This is a genomic window from Streptomyces muensis (genome assembly GCF_021474425.1).
GTDB classification, from domain to species: domain Bacteria; phylum Actinomycetota; class Actinomycetes; order Streptomycetales; family Streptomycetaceae; genus Streptomyces; species Streptomyces muensis.
Genome location: NZ_JAKEIP010000007.1, coordinates 34,068 through 50,000, shown reverse-complemented (window position 1 = coordinate 50,000; position 15,933 = coordinate 34,068). Strand labels below are relative to the sequence as shown.

11 protein-coding genes are annotated in these 15,933 nt (G+C 72.9%); 6 read left to right on the top strand and 5 right to left on the bottom strand.

Annotated features, from left to right (window positions below):
* Window positions 1-1,917 carry an ABC transporter ATP-binding protein gene (locus tag L0P92_RS03575; RefSeq protein WP_234760962.1) on the bottom strand — a complete coding sequence of 639 codons (1,917 nt, stop codon included), beginning with the start codon at window positions 1,915-1,917 and terminating at the stop codon, window positions 1-3.
* A 111-nt stretch (window positions 1,918-2,028) separates the two neighbouring features.
* Here L0P92_RS03575 and L0P92_RS03570 point away from each other — a divergent pair, with 111 nt between their 5' ends.
* From L0P92_RS03570 to L0P92_RS03550, 5 genes are all read left to right on the top strand, one after another.
* Window positions 2,029-2,994, top strand: coding sequence for a lysylphosphatidylglycerol synthase transmembrane domain-containing protein (locus tag L0P92_RS03570; protein WP_234760961.1), 966 nt, complete (start codon window positions 2,029-2,031; stop codon window positions 2,992-2,994).
* A 106-nt stretch (window positions 2,995-3,100) separates the two neighbouring features.
* Window positions 3,101-3,865, top strand: a complete 765-nt coding sequence (locus L0P92_RS03565; protein WP_234760960.1) for a crotonase/enoyl-CoA hydratase family protein — start codon at window positions 3,101-3,103, stop codon at window positions 3,863-3,865.
* 458 nt (window positions 3,866-4,323) lie between these two features.
* The gene (locus tag L0P92_RS03560; protein WP_234760959.1) at window positions 4,324-5,418 is read left to right on the top strand and encodes a mechanosensitive ion channel family protein; all 1,095 of its coding nucleotides are present in this window, start codon (window positions 4,324-4,326) and stop codon (window positions 5,416-5,418) included.
* Between the two features lie 215 nt (window positions 5,419-5,633).
* Complete coding sequence (locus L0P92_RS03555; protein WP_234760958.1) at window positions 5,634-7,856, top strand: NADP-dependent isocitrate dehydrogenase; 2,223 nt, start codon at window positions 5,634-5,636, stop codon at window positions 7,854-7,856.
* 160 nt (window positions 7,857-8,016) lie between these two features.
* Entirely contained in the window at window positions 8,017-8,802 is a 786-nt protein-coding gene (locus L0P92_RS03550) for an N-formylglutamate amidohydrolase (protein WP_234760957.1), read from the top strand.
* A gap of 27 nt (window positions 8,803-8,829) precedes the next feature.
* Here the strand turns inward: L0P92_RS03550 and L0P92_RS03545 are convergent, their stop codons facing one another.
* From L0P92_RS03545 to L0P92_RS03535, 3 genes are read right to left on the bottom strand one after another with little or no spacing between them, the layout of a single operon-like run.
* On the bottom strand, window positions 8,830-9,276 hold the full coding sequence (locus tag L0P92_RS03545) for a hypothetical protein (RefSeq protein ID WP_234761012.1): 447 nt from the start codon (window positions 9,274-9,276) through the stop codon (window positions 8,830-8,832).
* 8 nt (window positions 9,277-9,284) lie between these two features.
* Entirely contained in the window at window positions 9,285-9,860 is a 576-nt protein-coding gene (locus L0P92_RS03540; RefSeq protein ID WP_234760956.1) for an RNA polymerase sigma factor, read from the bottom strand.
* 59 nt (window positions 9,861-9,919) lie between these two features.
* Window positions 9,920-11,356, bottom strand: a complete 1,437-nt coding sequence (locus tag L0P92_RS03535) for a S8/S53 family peptidase (RefSeq protein WP_234760955.1) — start codon at window positions 11,354-11,356, stop codon at window positions 9,920-9,922.
* Between the two features lie 148 nt (window positions 11,357-11,504).
* Here L0P92_RS03535 and L0P92_RS03530 point away from each other — a divergent pair, with 148 nt between their 5' ends.
* Window positions 11,505-14,075 carry a CHAT domain-containing protein gene (locus L0P92_RS03530; RefSeq protein ID WP_234761011.1) on the top strand — a complete coding sequence of 857 codons (2,571 nt, stop codon included), beginning with the start codon at window positions 11,505-11,507 and terminating at the stop codon, window positions 14,073-14,075.
* 23 nt (window positions 14,076-14,098) lie between these two features.
* On the opposite strand, the gene L0P92_RS03525 is transcribed toward L0P92_RS03530, so the two are convergent.
* Complete coding sequence (locus L0P92_RS03525; protein WP_234760954.1) at window positions 14,099-15,910, bottom strand: LuxR family transcriptional regulator AbsR2; 1,812 nt, start codon at window positions 15,908-15,910, stop codon at window positions 14,099-14,101.
* Window positions 15,911-15,933: the final 23 nt, after the last annotated feature.

Here is a 15,933-nt window from a genome sequence, read left to right as displayed (position 1 = left end):
CTACGCGGCCTCCCCCGCCGCCTCGACCTCGGCCGCGATCTCCGCCATCCCGGAGACCCCCTGCTCGAACTGCGTCCGGTACAGCTCGGCATAACGTCCGCCGGCCGCCAACAGCGCCTCGTGCGTGCCGCGTTCGACGATCCGGCCCGCCTCGACGACCAGGATCAGGTCCGCCGCCCGCACGGTGGAGAGCCGGTGGGCGATCACCACGGCGGTCCTGCCCTCCAGGGCCTCGGTCAGCGCCTCCTGGACGGCGGCCTCGGAGGTGTTGTCGAGGTGGGCGGTGGCCTCGTCGAGGATGACGACGCGTTGACGGGCCAGCAGCAGGCGGGCGATGGTCATGCGCTGCCGTTCGCCGCCGGAGAGCCGGTATCCGCGCTCGCCGACCACGGTGTCGAGGCCGTCGGGCAGGGACCGTACGAGATCGTCGAGGCGGGAGCGGCGCAGGGCGTCCCAGAGTTCGGCGTCGGTGGCGCTCGGGCGGGCGAGGAGCAGGTTGGCGCGGACGGTGTCGTGGAAGAGGTGGCCGTCCTGGGTGACCATGCCGAGGGTGGCGCGCAGCGACTCGGCGCTCAGGTCACGGACGTCCATGCCGCCCACCCGCACGGCGCCCTCGTCGACGTCGTAGAGACGCGGCAGCAGCTGGGCGATGGTCGACTTGCCCGCGCCGGACGAGCCGACCAGGGCGACGGTCTGCCCGGGTTCGGCGCGGAAGGAGATGCCGTGCAGCACCTCGGCGCCGCCGCGGGTGTCGAGGGTCGCCACTTCCTCCAGGGAGGCGAGGGAGACCTTGTCGGCGGACGGGTATCCGAAGCGGACGTCGTCGAACTCCACCGACACCGGGCCGTCCGGGACCTTCTTCGCGGCCGGCTTCTCCTCGATCAGCGGCTTGAGGTCGAGCACCTCGAAGACCCGCTCGAAGCTGACGAGGGCGCTCATGACCTCGACGCGGGCGCCGGCCAGTGCGGTGAGCGGCGCGTACATACGGGTCAGCAGCAGGGCCAGCGAGACGACGGCGCCCGGCTCCAGTGTGCCGCGCAGGGCGAACCAGCCGCCGAGGCCGTAGACCAGGGCGAGGGCCAGGGCGGACACCAGGGTGAGCGCGGTGATGAACACCGACTGGGCGGTGGCCGTCCGTACGCCGATCTCGGCCACCCTCCTGGCCCGGCTCGCGAACTCCTCCGACTCCTCCTGCGGGCGCCCGAAGAGCTTGACCAGCGTGGCTCCGGGGGCCGAGAAGCGCTCGGTCATACGGGTGCCCATCGCCGCGTTGAGGCCGGCCGCCTCCCGCTGCATCCTCGCCATGCGGTGCCCCATGCGCCGGGCCGGGAAGACGAACACCGGCAGCAGGACGAGGGCGAGAAGGGTGATCTGCCAGGACAGGGTGAGCATGACGGCGACCGTGAGCAGCAGTGTGACGAGGTTGCTGACCACGCCGGACAGGGTGTTGCTGAAGGCGCGCTGGGCGCCGATCACGTCGTTGTTGAGACGGGAGACGAGCGCTCCCGTACGAGTACGTGTGAAGAACGCGACCGGCATGCGCTGCACATGATCGAACACAGCCGTCCGCAGATCGAGGATCAGACCCTCGCCGAGGGTGGCCGAGAGCCGCCGGGCGAGGATCCCGAGGGCTGCCTCTACGAGCGCGATCAGGGCGATCAGCAGGGCCAGCCGGACGACGGTGCCCTCGTCGTCGCCCGTCACGATCGCGTCGACGACATGTCCGGCGAGCACGGGGGTCGCGACGGCGAGCAGCGCGGTCATCATCCCGAGCACGACGAAGAGCGCGATCCTGCGGCGGTGCGGGCGGGCGAACGCGCCGATCCGGCGCAGCGTGGCGCGGGCGAACGGACGCCGCTCCCGCTGGGCGTTCATGACGCTGTACAGCTGTGTCCAGGCTGTGGTCTCCATGCTCATGGTGGCGACCGTAGAACCTCAAGCGACATTGAGGTCAATCCTTTTCTCCGTAAGGCGCCGTCCCCACGGCCGCAACCCGCCGTTGGCGCTGCCTGGAGAGGCTCTCCGAATGTGACAGCCGTACGACTCTCCGCGGGACGCCTGGCCAGGCGGCTCCCGCTGCGCCACATACTGTGCCTGCTTCCGCTCGTCCTCGTCGTCGTGGTCGCGGTGCGGCACCGGGCCGTGCTCGCCGAGGGCGTCGGCCATCTGGCGACGGCCAAGTGGCCCTGGCTTCTCGCGGCGGTCTGTGTGACCTGTCTGACCTGGGTGGCGGCGGCGGTGACGCGGCAGGGCGCAGTGGTCGACCGGCTGCCCCGACTGCGGCTGCTCGTCACGCAGTTCGCGGCGGGCTCGGCCAACCATCTGCTGCCCACCGGGCTGGGCGCGAGCGCGGTCAATCTGCGCTTCATGACGGTGTGCGGGCTGCCGCTCGCGCGTTCCTCGGCCGCGCTGGCGCTGTATCTGCTCGCGGAGAGCGTGGCCCGGGTCGGGCTGCTGGCCGCGCTGCTCATCACCTTCCCGCACGCCCTGCGCCTCGGGCCGCTCCTTCCGGACGGCGCCTGGGGTCCGCTGCTGCTGGCCGTCGGTGCGGCGGCCCTCGTGGTCGTCGCCGTCTTCGCGCTCGTACGCCGCCTGCGCGCGGCCGTGCTGTCGTTCCTGCGGACCGCGCTGGGCGAGGCGCGCTCGGTGCACACCCGCCCCTCCAGGGCGCTGGCGTTGTGGGGCGGCTCCCTGGCCTTCCCGGCGCTCCAGGCGTCCGGGCTGGTCCTGGTCGGCCTCGCGCTGGGGCTGGACGTGCCGCCGGCTCACATGGCGCTGGCGTACCTCGCGGCGACCGTGGCCGTCGCCCTCGTGCCCACGCCGGGCGGGATCGGCTCGGTGGAGGCGGCGCTGATCGTGGCGCTGGTGGCGGTGGGCGGCCCGGTGGCGGTGGCGACGGCGGTGGTCCTGGCGTACCGGATCATCACGGTGTGGCTGCCGCTGCTGCCGGGGGCGTTGACGTTGGGTGCGCTGGTGCGGTGGAAGGTGATCTGAGCGGCCGGTGGTCCGGATGGACGGTGATCTGAGCGGCCCGTTCCGGTGGAAGGCCATGTGACTGGTCAGTAACGTGCGAGGTCCGACCATCGAAAGGGGCCCCGCCATGCCGGTCCGTGTCGAGCGCCAGGGACACGTCAGCACCGTAGTCCTCTCCAGGCCCGAGGTCCGCAACGCGGTCGACGGCCCCACCGCCGCCGAACTCGTCGCCGCCTTCCGGGAGTTCGAGGCCGAGGACGAGGCGCGGGTGGCGGTGCTGTGGGGGGAGGGCGGCACGTTCTGCGCGGGAGCCGACCTCAAGGCGCTCGGCACCGAGCGCGGCAACCGGGTCACCGAGGTGGGCGACGGGCCGATGGGGCCGACCCGGCTGCGGCTGTCGAAGCCGGTGATCGCCGCGGTCGCCGGGCACGCCGTCGCCGGGGGGCTGGAGCTTGCCCTGTGGTGCGATCTGCGGGTGGCCGAGGAGGACGCCGTCTTCGGGGTGTTCTGCCGCCGCTGGGGTGTGCCGCTGATCGACGGCGGCACGGTACGGCTGCCCCGGCTGATCGGCACGAGCCGCGCGCTGGACATGATCCTGACGGGACGGGCGGTTCCGGCGGGCGAGGCCTACGACATGGGGCTGGCCAACCGTGTCGTGCCGACCGGGCGCGCCCGCGCCGAGGCGGAGCAGCTGGCCGCCGTGATCGCGGGGTTCCCGCAGGCCTGTCTGCGCGCCGACCGGGCCTCGGTGCTGGAGCAGGACGGGTTGGACGAGCCGGCGGCGATGCGAGGGGAACTCGCGCACGGGATGGGCGTACTGGCGGAGAGCCTGGAGGGTGCGGCTCGATTCGCCTCCGGCGCCGGGCGGCATGGATCTTTTGCTGACATGTGAGGAGGGAGCGGTGCCCGGCCGGCTCGGGACGACTGCTCCGTCGGGGGGTGCGAGTTCGTGGGGGCTGATCGCGCCCGCGCGGCGGAGCCGCATATGGATGCAGCCTCGCGCCCCTACGGGGCGTTCCCGTCACGTACGGCGTCAAGTGGTCGTCCGGCGTGCGCCCGTGTGCCGCGGGCGCGCACCGACTGAGCCCCGGCGTGCGGCCGTTCCGCCTCCGGGGAAGCGGCTGTCCGGGGGAGAATGCCCGAAAGCGGTCGATGCGGCCGTCCGGCCGACGATCCCGGCACGAACACGTGTACCCGATACGGCAGGATGAGCCCTCGCGCCGGTCTCGGGGGATGGGGTGACCGGCGCGACGGCACATCGCGGAATCGAGCAGGTGACAACGTGACGAGACTTCACATCCGGCCGTCGGCGAAGGGGTTCGCCGCAGTTCTTCTTCCCGGAGGTGACCGGTGAACCGAGCGCTCACCGTGGACGACCTGGTCGTCGCCGGAATCGCGGTGGCCGCGGGGCTGCTCGCGGCCTTCCTGCTGCGGATGCTGCTGCGCTGGCTGGGCAAGCACGCCGACCGCACCCGCTGGAGCGGCGACGACCTGATCGTGGACACCCTGCGGACCGTGGTGCCGTGGGCGGCCTTCCTCGGCGGCGCGGCCTCCGCGGGCGCCGCGCTGCCGCTGACCCGGACGGTCCAGCACAACGTCAACCAGATCCTGACCGTGCTGCTGATCTTCGTCGTGACGCTGGCGGTGGCCCGCGGGATCGCCGGGCTGATGCGGACGGTCACCCAGTCCCGGCCCGGTGTCGCCGGGTCGGCCACGATCTTCGTCAACATCACCCGGATCCTGATCCTGGCCATCGGTTTCCTGGTGGTGCTCCAGACCCTGGGCATCTCGATAGCGCCGCTGCTCACCGCCCTGGGCGTCGGTGGTCTCGCGGTCGCGCTCGCCTTGCAGGACACGCTCGCCAACCTCTTCGCGGGCATCCACATCCTCGCCTCCAAGACCGTCCAGCCCGGCGACTACATCCGGCTGAGCAGCGGCGAGGAGGGCTATGTCGAGGACATCAACTGGCGCCAGACGACGGTCCGCAACCTGTCCAACAACCTGGTCGTGATCCCCAACGGGGAGCTCGCGAAGACGAACATGACCAACTACATGCGTCCCGAGCAGCAGCTGACGATCCTGGTCCAGGTCGGCGTCGCCTACGACAGCGACCTGGACCATGTCGAGCGGGTGACGAACGAGGTCATCGGCGAGGTGATGGCCGAGGTCGAGGGAGCGGTACCGGACCACGAGCCGATCATCCGCTTCCACACCTTCGGCGACTCCCGGATCGGCTTCACCGTGATCCTGGGCGTCGGCGAGTTCAGCGACCAGTACCGGATCAAGCACGAGTTCATCAAGCGCCTGCACCGGCGCTACCGCAAGGAGGGCATCCGTATCCCGGCGCCGGCCCGCACGGTGGCGATCCAGCAGGGCGCGGTGGCGATCCCGCAGCAGCGTGGCCCCGAGGAGGCGGCCGAGCTGCCTCCGGTCCGCCTCGACTGACCGGAGGAATCCGGCCAGATCCTGGCCCGAGGCGTGCACGGTGTGCGGGTCGGCGGAGCGCGGGCGGAGGGGCGGCGGCCAGGGCGGCTGCCGTCCCCGGTCACCGGATCGGTCGGCCCGCATCCCGCACCCGTGTGCGGACCCCTGTCGAGCCGAGGTCGATCACGAGATATCTTGATGTCGAGCAATGTTGCAGACGTGGAGCGGAGCACCCGGTGACTGACTCGACCATCATCTATACGCACACTGACGAGGCCCCGGCCCTGGCGACGTATTCCTTCCTGCCGGTGGTCCAGGCGTACGCCTCGCAGGCGGGTGTCACCGTGGAGACGCGTGACATCTCGCTGGCCGGCCGCATCATCGCGGTGTTCCCGGAGTACCTGGCCGAGGACCAGCGCATCCCGGACGCCCTCGCCGAGCTCGGCGAGCTCGCGAAGACGCCCGAGGCCAACATCATCAAGCTGCCGAACATCTCGGCGTCGATCCCGCAGCTCAAGGCGGCCATCGCCGAGCTCCAGGGCCAGGGCTACGCGCTGCCGAACTACCCGGACGACCCGAAGACCGACGAGGAGCGGGAGATCCAGGCCCGCTACGACAAGGTCAAGGGCTCTGCGGTGAACCCGGTCCTGCGCGAGGGCAACTCCGACCGGCGCGCCCCCGCCTCGGTCAAGAACTACGCCAAGACCCACCCGCACCGCATGGGCGCCTGGACCTCCGAGTCCAAGACCGACGTGGCGACCATGGGTGAGAACGACTTCCGCTCCACCGAGAAGTCCGCCGTGATCTCCGAGGCGGGCGCGCTGAGGATCGAGCACGTCGCCGAGGACGGCACCACCACCGTCCTGCGCGAGTCCGTACCGGTCCTGGCCGGCGAGGTCGTCGACGCCTCCGTGATGCGCGTCGCCGCGCTGCGCGAGTTCCTCACCGCGCAGATCGCCGAGGCCAAGGCCCAGGGCGTGCTGTTCTCGGTGCACCTGAAGGCCACGATGATGAAGGTCTCCGACCCGATCGTCTTCGGCCACGTGGTGCGCGCCTTCTTCCCGAAGACCTTCGCGAAGTACGGCGAGGTCCTCGCCGGCGCCGGGCTGTCCCCGAACGACGGTCTCGGCGGCATCTTCAAGGGCCTGGAGGCCCTGCCGCACTTCGGTGAGGAGATCAAGGCCTCCTTCGACGCCGAGCTCGCCGAGGGCCCGGAGCTGGCCATGGTCGACTCCGACCGGGGCATCACCAACCTGCACGTGCCGTCCGACGTGATCGTCGACGCCTCGATGCCGGCCATGATCCGCACCTCCGGCCACATGTGGGGCCCGGACGGCCAGGAGGCCGACACCCTCGCGGTGCTGCCGGACTCGTCCTACGCGGGCGTCTACCAGGCCGTGATCGACGACTGCCGCGCCAACGGCGCCTACGACCCGTCGACGATGGGCTCGGTCCCGAACGTCGGCCTGATGGCGCAGAAGGCCGAGGAGTACGGCTCCCACGACAAGACCTTCGAGATCAAGGCGGCCGGTACGGTCCGTCTGGTCGACCAAGGCGGCAACGTGGTCATCGAGCAGCCGGTCTCCGAGGGCGACATCTTCCGTGCCTGCCAGACCAAGGACGCGCCGATCCGCGACTGGGTCAAGCTGGCCGTCACCCGCGCCCGCGCCACCGGCGACCCGGCGGTGTTCTGGCTGGACGAGACCCGCGCGCACGACGCGCAGCTGATCGCCAAGGTCAACGAGTACCTGCGGGAGCACGACACCGAGGGCCTGGACATCCGGATCCTCGCGCCGGTCGAGGCCACCAAGCTGTCGGTGGAGCGCATCCGCCGTGGCGAGAACACCATCTCGGTCACGGGCAACGTCCTGCGTGACTACCTCACCGACCTCTTCCCCATCCTGGAGCTGGGCACCAGCGCCAAGATGCTGTCGGTCGTCCCGCTGATGGCGGGCGGCGGCCTGTTCGAGACGGGCGCCGGCGGCTCCGCGCCGAAGCACGTCCAGCAGCTGGTCAAGGAGAACTACCTGCGCTGGGACTCCCTCGGTGAGTTCTTCGCGCTGGTGCCGTCCCTGGAGCAGTACGCGACCGCCACCGGCAACACCCGCGCCAAGGTCCTCGCCGACGCCCTCGACCGCGCCACGGCGACCTTCCTCAACGAGGACAAGTCCCCGACCCGTCGCGTCGGCGGCATCGACAACCGCGGCAGCCACTTCTACCTGTCCCTGTACTGGGCGCAGGAGCTCGCCGCGCAGACCGACGACGCGGACCTGGCGAAGGCCTTCGCCCCGCTCGCCGAGACGCTCGCGGCCAACGAGCAGAAGATCGTCGACGAGCTCAACGCCGTCCAGGGCAAGCCGGCCGAGATCGGCGGCTACTACCAGCCCGACCCGGCCAAGGCCGCCGCGGTCATGCGCCCGTCGGCCACGTGGAACGCCGCACTGGCGTCCCTGAGCTGACGCAGGTGCCTTGAGGCTGCCGCCCCGACCGGTCGCGTACCGGCCGGGGCGGAGCCACGCTTTTAGGGGCGCGGGGCTGTATCGATATGCGGCTCCGCCGCGCGGGCGCGACCAGCCCCAACGGTGCAGCAGACAACCGACAACCCCGGGAGCAACCGTGATGCCCTCGTTCGAACTGCTCCCCGGCGCGCCCGATTCCCCCGTGATCCTGCACATACCGCACTCTTCACGCGAGATACCACCCGACGTCCGCACCGGCATCGTCCTGGACGACACCGCCCTGGAACGCGAGCTGGACCACATCGTCGACGCACACACCGCCGACCTCGCGGAGACGTCGGCCAAGTCAGCGCAGCGCCCCCCGTGGCGGTTCGTGAACCGGCTGTCGAGGCTGGTCGTGGACCCGGAGCGGTTCCCGGACGAGCGCGAGGAGATGCAGGCCGTCGGCATGGGTGCCGTCTACACCCGGACCACGCACAGGCAGCCGCTGCGGCCCGCCGACACCGACCCCGCCCCGCTGGTCGAGCGGTACTTCCGGCCGTACTCGCGGGCCATGACGGACGCCGTGGCCGACCGTCTCGCCGGCACCGGACAGGCCGTGATCATCGACGTCCACTCCTACCCGACCGCCCCGCTCCCCTACGAACTGCACGGCGAGGGGCCACGGCCGGCGGTGTGCCTGGGCACCGACTCCTTCCACACCCCGCCCGCGCTGCTCGCCGCCGCCCGGGAGGCGTTCGCCGGGTGCGGGGAGACGGGACTCGACAGCCCGTTCAGCGGCACGTACGTCCCGCTGGAGTTCTACGGCAAGGAGCCGCGCGTCAGTGCCCTGATGGTCGAGATCCGTCGGGACACGTACATGACGGAGCCGGGTGGTCCGGCCGGTCCCGGACTCACCCGGCTCGCGCGGGCACTCGCGGCGCTGGTGGACGCCGTCTCCCCCTGACCCGAGGGTCGAGGCCGTGGAAGGGCCTCAGGCCCGCAGCCACTCGGTGACGACGGTCTCGCCGCCGGTCCGCAGCCGCAGGGCGAACGGGCCGGTGGGCGGTGCGTCGCTGGTGAAGCGGCCCATGTCGTCGGCGACGACCGACGTGGCCGTCTGCGGACCGCCGAGCACCTCGATCCGCGCCTGCTGCGGCGGCAGCACCTGGCCCAGCAGGCCCTGCGCGCTCACCTCCACGTCGACGGTCACCTCACCCGCGCGGAAGGTCAGCATCCGCGGCACGTCCGTCGCCCCTCTGACCGGGATGGCGTCCACCACCGAGTCGAAGGTCAGCTCGGCGATCCGGGCGTCGAGATCGTGCAGTGCGAAGGCCTCGACGGCGAGTTGGCGCAGTTGCGCCGGTACCGGGTCCAGGATGGTGGCGGCCTGGCGGAGCTCCTCCTCCAGCAGTTCGCCGTCGAACCCGTCGTCGTGCATGTCGTCGTTCACAGCGCTCCCCGTGCGTCGAGTCGGGCCCGAAGGCGGCGCAGACAGCGCTGGCGCAGCGGCCCGATGCTGCCCACGGCGATGCCCAGTGCGGCGGACACCTCCTGGTAGCTGGGCGGCGGCGAGGCCATCAGGACGCGCAGCAACTGGCGGCAGCGCTCCCCGAGTTCCTCGAACTCCTGCCACATCCAGCGGATGCGCTCGGACTCGGCGGCGGCCTCCTCGGAGTCCAGGACCGACTGTTCGGGCGTACGGTCCTCGCTGACCCGGTCCAGCAGTTGCGGATCGCTCGTCACGGTCAGCCGCCGCAGGCTCTTGAGAACCTTCAGGCACTCGTGCCGTGCGGTGCTCGCGAGCCATGACCCGGCCTTCTCGGGTTCGCGGATCCGCCCGAGGTGCTGGGCGAAGCGGAACCAAACCGTCTGGTACACCTCATGGGCGTCGGCGTCCCCCAGCCGATGCGCGCGCACGACGGACCACACCAGCGGGCTCAGCCCCTCCACGAGCGCCTTCCAGGCCGCCGCGTCGCCGTCGACGGCGGACTGGACCAACGCACCGACATCTGCACGGTCCACAGTCCCACCCCTCGTGTACGGCAAGTCATCGTACGCCGCGGAGGGGACGGTTCCGACCCTCATGAGCGAGGAGCCGGCGGGGTGACGGGGACAGGGCGCCAGGTCGGGGGGCGAAGGGCCGGCACATGCGCCCCCCGCACCTCCGCGTACCCGGAGTTCGCGGCGAGCATCTTGTACCGGGCGACCCTCGGGTCGCGCTCCGCCTGCGCGCTCATGTGGGCGGCGATCATGCCGGCGACGAGGGGCGTGGCGAACGAGGTGCCGCTCCACTGCGCGTACCCCTCGAACATCACCTGGTCGGGCTTGGCGGTGCCGCCGGGCTCGCTCAACAGGCCGGTGTGGCGCGGGGACTGGCAGGTGCAGGAGTAGCCGAAGCCGTAGCGGCAGGCGTCGTAGGTGGAGTGCTGGTACACGTACGGCACGGGCCCGTCGAAGCCGGTGAGGGCGCTGGTGAGGCGCTCGCCGGGCGCGTACACCTTCACCCAGCCGCCGTGGTTGCTGAAGCAGGCGCCGAACTCGCCGTCGCCGCGCAGCGCTCCGACCGACAGCACGACGTCCTGGTAGTCGGGCCGGTCGGCGTAGGCGGCGGGCCAGAACGGCGTGGCGCTGCCGTTGTTGCCGGCCGCCGCGACGAGCAGGGTGCGCTGGTCGCGCAGTTCCCGCATGAAGGCCTCGACGCCGAGCAGGCCGTCGGTGCGGCCGTTGGAGGTGCCGGCGGAGAGGCTGAGGATGTCGGGCCAGCCGCCCTCGTCGACGGCCTCGAAGAGCTTCTCGCCGAACTCGGACTCCAGGATGGCGCCCGCGTCGTGCAGGGTGTTGCGGACGGTGATGTCCGTGTTGGGCGCGACGGCGGCGACGAGCCCGGCGATGAAGGTGCCGTGGCCGACGTACTGCCGCAGGACTCCCTGCTCGTCGCACTCCTGGACCTGGGCGTCGCCCTCGGTGTGGGCGAGCAACGGGAAGGAGCGGTAGTCGTGCATGAGGCCGGTGTCGATGACGAGGACGCCGACCGCGCTGGACGGGTCGTGGGCGCCCTCGGCCGCCGTGGGGTTGGTGCCGTCGGCGAGCGGGGCGGGCGCGGGTTCGTCACCGGGGCAGGAGTTGACGTCTCCCGTGATGCCCACGAGGTGGTTGCGGCTGACGAGCCGGCGTCCGGCGCGGCCCTCGGTCTCCCGCAGGGCACGCAGGGCGTGCGCGACGGTGGGATCGCCGCTGCGGTCGCCCGCGCCGGGGTCGCCGACCTGGATACGCGTGATGCCCGAACGGTTCGTCCGCGGACCCGCGCGGCGCACATGGTCCTGGACCAGGTCGGGGTCGGCGGTGAAGTGCGCGCGGACGGTGTCCTCTACGACGCGGGCGTCCTCGCCGTCACGGACGAGGACGTAGCCCTTCTCGTAGATGAACTCGGCCGAGTCGTCCGGTCCCATCGCGAGCGGCGTGTCGGGCATGGAGCGCTGGATCTGCTCGAACTGCTCGTGAAATCGCTGTGGTGCCATGGCGTGTCCTCCCCCTGAGGCAGCAATCGTCAATCAGAGCCCGCAAGTGGCTGATTGATACAGCGCCAAACCTGTGTGACGTCGTTCCGGTGCAACTACCATCCGTGGAGTGACAGCGGGAAGCGACTCGGTTCTCGAACTGCTGCCGATGGTGTTCGCCGCCCCGAACGACGCGCTGGCGAGGGCGGAAGGGGTGCTCGACGCCGATCCGTCGCCGTTGCACGCCTCCGTCGCCCATCAGGTGATCGGCATCTGGCAGCGCGACTGGGGCGACATGCGCATCGCCCTGTACCACCTGCGGCGTGCCCGGGATCTCGCGGCACGCGCGGATTCGGCCGACCGGGAAGCGGACGTCCTGGCCGCGCTCGGCGTCGCGCTGGTGCACGCGGGCCGCACCCAGCAGGGGCTGGCCGCGCTGGAGCGCGGGGTGGAGCGGGGCAGCGGGCACACCCGCGCGCGCGTGTTGTTCCGTCGGGCCTACGCGCGCTGGGTGCTCGGCCAGCACCGGGAGGCGCTGGAGGACGTGCGCCGGGCGATACCCGTGCTGCGGCAGATGGACGACGTGATCTGGACGGCACGGGCGCTGACGTTGCGCGCGACCGTGCATCTGGCGCTGGGCGCGATGGACCGGGCGGATGCCGACTTCACCGCGGCGGAGGCGCTGTGGGACACCACGGGCCAGGAGCACGACAAGGCCGACGCGGTGGAGAGCCGGGGGCTCGCCGCCTTCCGGTCGGGCGACATACCGGCGGCGCTGAGGCTGCTGGACGAGGCGGAGGAACGGTACGCCAAGCTCGGCACGCCGACGTTCATGCTGAACATCCGCCGCTGCGAGGTGCTGATGGCAGCGGGGCTGGCCCCGGAGGCGCTGGCCGAGGCGGACGCGGCGATCGGGGTGCTCGACGGGATCGGCGGTCAGTCCACCCGCAAGGCCGAGCTGCTGCTGGCGGCCGCGCGGGCCGCCCGGCTGGCGGGTGACGCGCACACCGCCATCGCGCGCGCGGACATGGCCGTACGGCTGTTCGCGGGGCAGCGGCGCAGCTGGTGGGAGACGCATGCCCGGCTGGTGCTGATCGAGGCGCGGGTGGCGGCCGGGCGCAGTTCGGGGCGGCTGGTGGCCGACACGGCGGCGGTCGCGGAGCGGCTGGCCTCCTTCGGCGCGCCGGCCGCGCCGGAGGCCTCGCTGCTCGCGGGCCGGATGGCGCTCGCCCTGGGGTGGCGGGCCGACGCCGAGCGGCATCTGCGCGACGCCGCCCGCAGCAGGCACAGCGGGCCGCCGCTGGCGCGGATGACGGGCTGGGCGGCGCAGGCGCTGCGGGCCCGGGCGGCCGGTTCGGGGCGTGGTGTCGTGGAGGCCTGCCGGCGTGGCCTGGACGTGCTCGACGCGCACCGGATGACGCTGGGCGCCTCGGAGCTGAGGGCCCGCGCGAGCGCGCAGGGCGCCGAACTCGCCGCGCTCGCCCAGCAGGCCAGCCTGGACTCCGGCAGTCCGCGCCGGCTGTTGGTGTGGAGCGAACGCTGGCGGGCCACCGCCCTGTCGACGCCGCCGACCCGCCCGCCGGCCGACCCCGCGCTCCAGAGCGACCTGACGGCGTTCCGGGAGATCGCGGCGCGCGCCGAGGAGGCCCGCAGCGAGGCCCGTCCGGTGCCGGCGCTGGAGCGCGAACAGCGGCGCCTGGAACGGGAGATCCGCTCCCGGACCCTGCATCTGCGCGGTGAAACGCCCGGCGACGGCTACCGCTTCGACCCGGGCCGGCTGCTGGAGCGGCTGGACGAGGACGGCGTACGGCTGGTCGAACTCGCCGTGCTGGACGGGCGAGTGCAGGTGCTGCTGTGCGGGCAGGGGCGGGTGCGTCGGTACGAGGCCGGGCTGCTGGCCGACGCGGAGACCGAGGCCGAGCACGTCCAGGCCGGGCTGCGGCGGCTGGCCCATCCGGGTGCGGAGGGGCGGCTCGCGGTGGTGGAGGCCGCGGGGCGGCGCCTGGAGGAGCTGCTGCTCGGTCCGGCCGCGGCCCATCTGGGCGAAGGCCCGGTGGTCATCGTGCCGCCGGCCCGGCTGCACCGGGTGCCGTGGGCGTTGCTTCCGTCGCTGCGGGAGCGGGTGCTCAGCGTGTCGCCGTCGGCGAGCAGCTGGCTGCGCGCCCGGGAGACCGAGGCCCCGGCGGGCGGCCGCCAGGTGCTGGTGCGGGGGCCGGGGCTCGCGACGGGCGGTGCGGAGGTGCCGCATCTGGCGGGGCGGTACGGCGGTGCCGTCGTCCTGGAGCACGCCGAGGCGCGCGTGCCGCGGGTGCTGGAGGAGCTGGACGGCGCCGCGCTGGCCCATATCGCCGCCCATGGCACGTTCCGGGCCGACAGCCCGTTGTTCTCGTCGCTGCGGATGGCGGACGGGCCGATCGTGGTGCACGACTTCGAGCGCCTGGACCGCAGCCCGTACCGGATCATCCTGTCCTGCTGCGACACCGCCCGGTTCGCCTCCGTCGGCGCCGACGAACTGCTCGGCCTGGTCACCGCCCTGCTGCCGCTGGGCACGGCGGGGGTGGTGGCGTGCACGGCGCCGGTCAACGACGCCGCGGTGGTGCCGCTGATGCTCGCCCTGCACAAGGGGCTGAGCGAGGGCCTGTCCCTGGCGGAGGCACTGCGCGACGCGCGGGCGGCGCTGCCGAGCGACGCGTTGCACCAGGCCACGGGGTGGGCGTTCTCGGCGTTCGGCGCGGCCTGATCGACACAGGCGGCCGGGAGTCCTTACGCCGACTGTGCGTCCGGCAGCGCCACCAGCCACGGCAGGGCGCCGCGGTCGCTCGCGCCGAGGCGGGCGTAGGCGCTGTACAGGTGGTTGCCGACGGTGCGGACGGACAGGGTGAGCTTCTCGGCGATCTGCCGGTTGCTCAGACCCGCGGCCGCCAGGTCGACGATCTGCCGCTGCCGGGCCGTCAGTTCGCCGAGGACGAGGCCGGAGAGCGCCGGGGTGCGGGCGCCCTGGCAGCGGCGGGCCAGGGTGACGGCACGCGTGCGTGAGGTGCGCGCGGCGCTCGGGTCGCGGTGGGCCCGTACGGCCTGGGCGTGCGCCTCGGCCGCGAACAGCAGGAAGCCGCGCTCCTCCAGTTCCCCGGCCACCCGGTCCAGCGCGGGACCGTCGGCGCGGTCGAGCGCCTCGGCGTGCGCGGCGAAGACGCCGGTCAGCCGGCCCGCGGCACGCTCGGGTGCGCCGAGACGGACGGCGTCGTACGCGTCGTCGGTGAGGTCGCCCCCGTCGGCGGCGCCGCGGGCCGCTGTCGGCCGGGTGACCGCCCCACCCCCGTGGGAGCGGCCACCCAGGATCGTGTGCGCGGCCGGCGTGTCGCCGGACTGCGCTGCGGCGAGGGCGAGTTCGAGGCGGCAGGACGGATCGTCGCCGTGTTCCCGCAGCCCCTCCCGCGCCCATGCGGCCGCCTCCCGCAGTTCCCCGCGCAGCCGCGCGAACCGGGCGCGTACGGCCGCGTACCCGGCCGGCACCGGGGCGCCCTGAGCGGCCAGCCACTCCCCCACGGGCGTCGGCATCGCCCGTACGTCCGCCCGCTCGATACGGCGGGTCAGCTCGGCCCGCTCGGCGTCGAGGGCGGGTCCGCACTGTTCCGGCGTCCGCGAGAGCCGCCTCGCCCGCAGCCGGCCGGCCGCGGCCCGCAGCACCGGGCCGTGCAGGGGGTGGGTGAGGCGGACGGCGCCCTGGTCGTCGACGTGGACCAGGGAGTCGGCCTCCAGGTGTTCCAGGACACGAAGCGGGAGTTCGTCCAGGTGCAGGGGCAGCGGCTCGGCGAAGGCGAGGCGTTCGAGGGTCTCGCGCTCTTCGGGGGAGCCGCGGTCGAGGAGGTGTGCGGTGCGCTCGCGCACGGCGGTCGTGACCGGCACGGGACCGCGCCACGCCCATGCGGCCGAGTCCGGGAGACGGGTGAGGAGCCCGCGCCGGCGTGCGCCGGCCACCAGGTCGCGCAGCAGCCGAAGGTCTCCGCGGCACAGGCGGTGCAGCCGGTTCACGGTGAGCGGTTCCAGGGCGTCACCGCCGGCCGCGCCGGCCAGCAGCAGGCCGGTCTCCTCGCGGGACAGCGGCTCCAGGGTGAGGCGGGGCAGCAGGTCACCGGTCCACAGCCGGGAGATCGCGCCCGGGACCGGGGCGCCGTCGGTAGTGACGACCAGGAGGCGGGTGCGGCCCTGCACGGCCAGCTGGTGGACGAGGGCGGCGGAGGCGTCGTCGAGCAGATGCGCGTCGTCGACGAGGAGCAGCCGTACGCCGGACAGGTGCTGGAAGGCGCCGTGCAGGGACGCCGACTCGGGGACGAGGTGCGCGAACGCGGCGAAGCGGATCCGGCGGGTCTCCGGGGTGCCGACCACCCGGGCGCAGTCGGCGCCGCGGACGGCCTCGGTGACGAGCCGCGTCTTGCCGCAGCCCTCCGGGCCCGTGATCACGATGCCGTGCCGACCGGCGGCCAAGGACCCGCGGACCAGGTCGAGTTCGTCCGCCCGGCCGGTGAAGGGCCAGGGCCTGTCCAGGGTCTTCGCGTCCCGTTCGAAAGTCGTCACGGGAGTAGGAGCACGGTGACTCA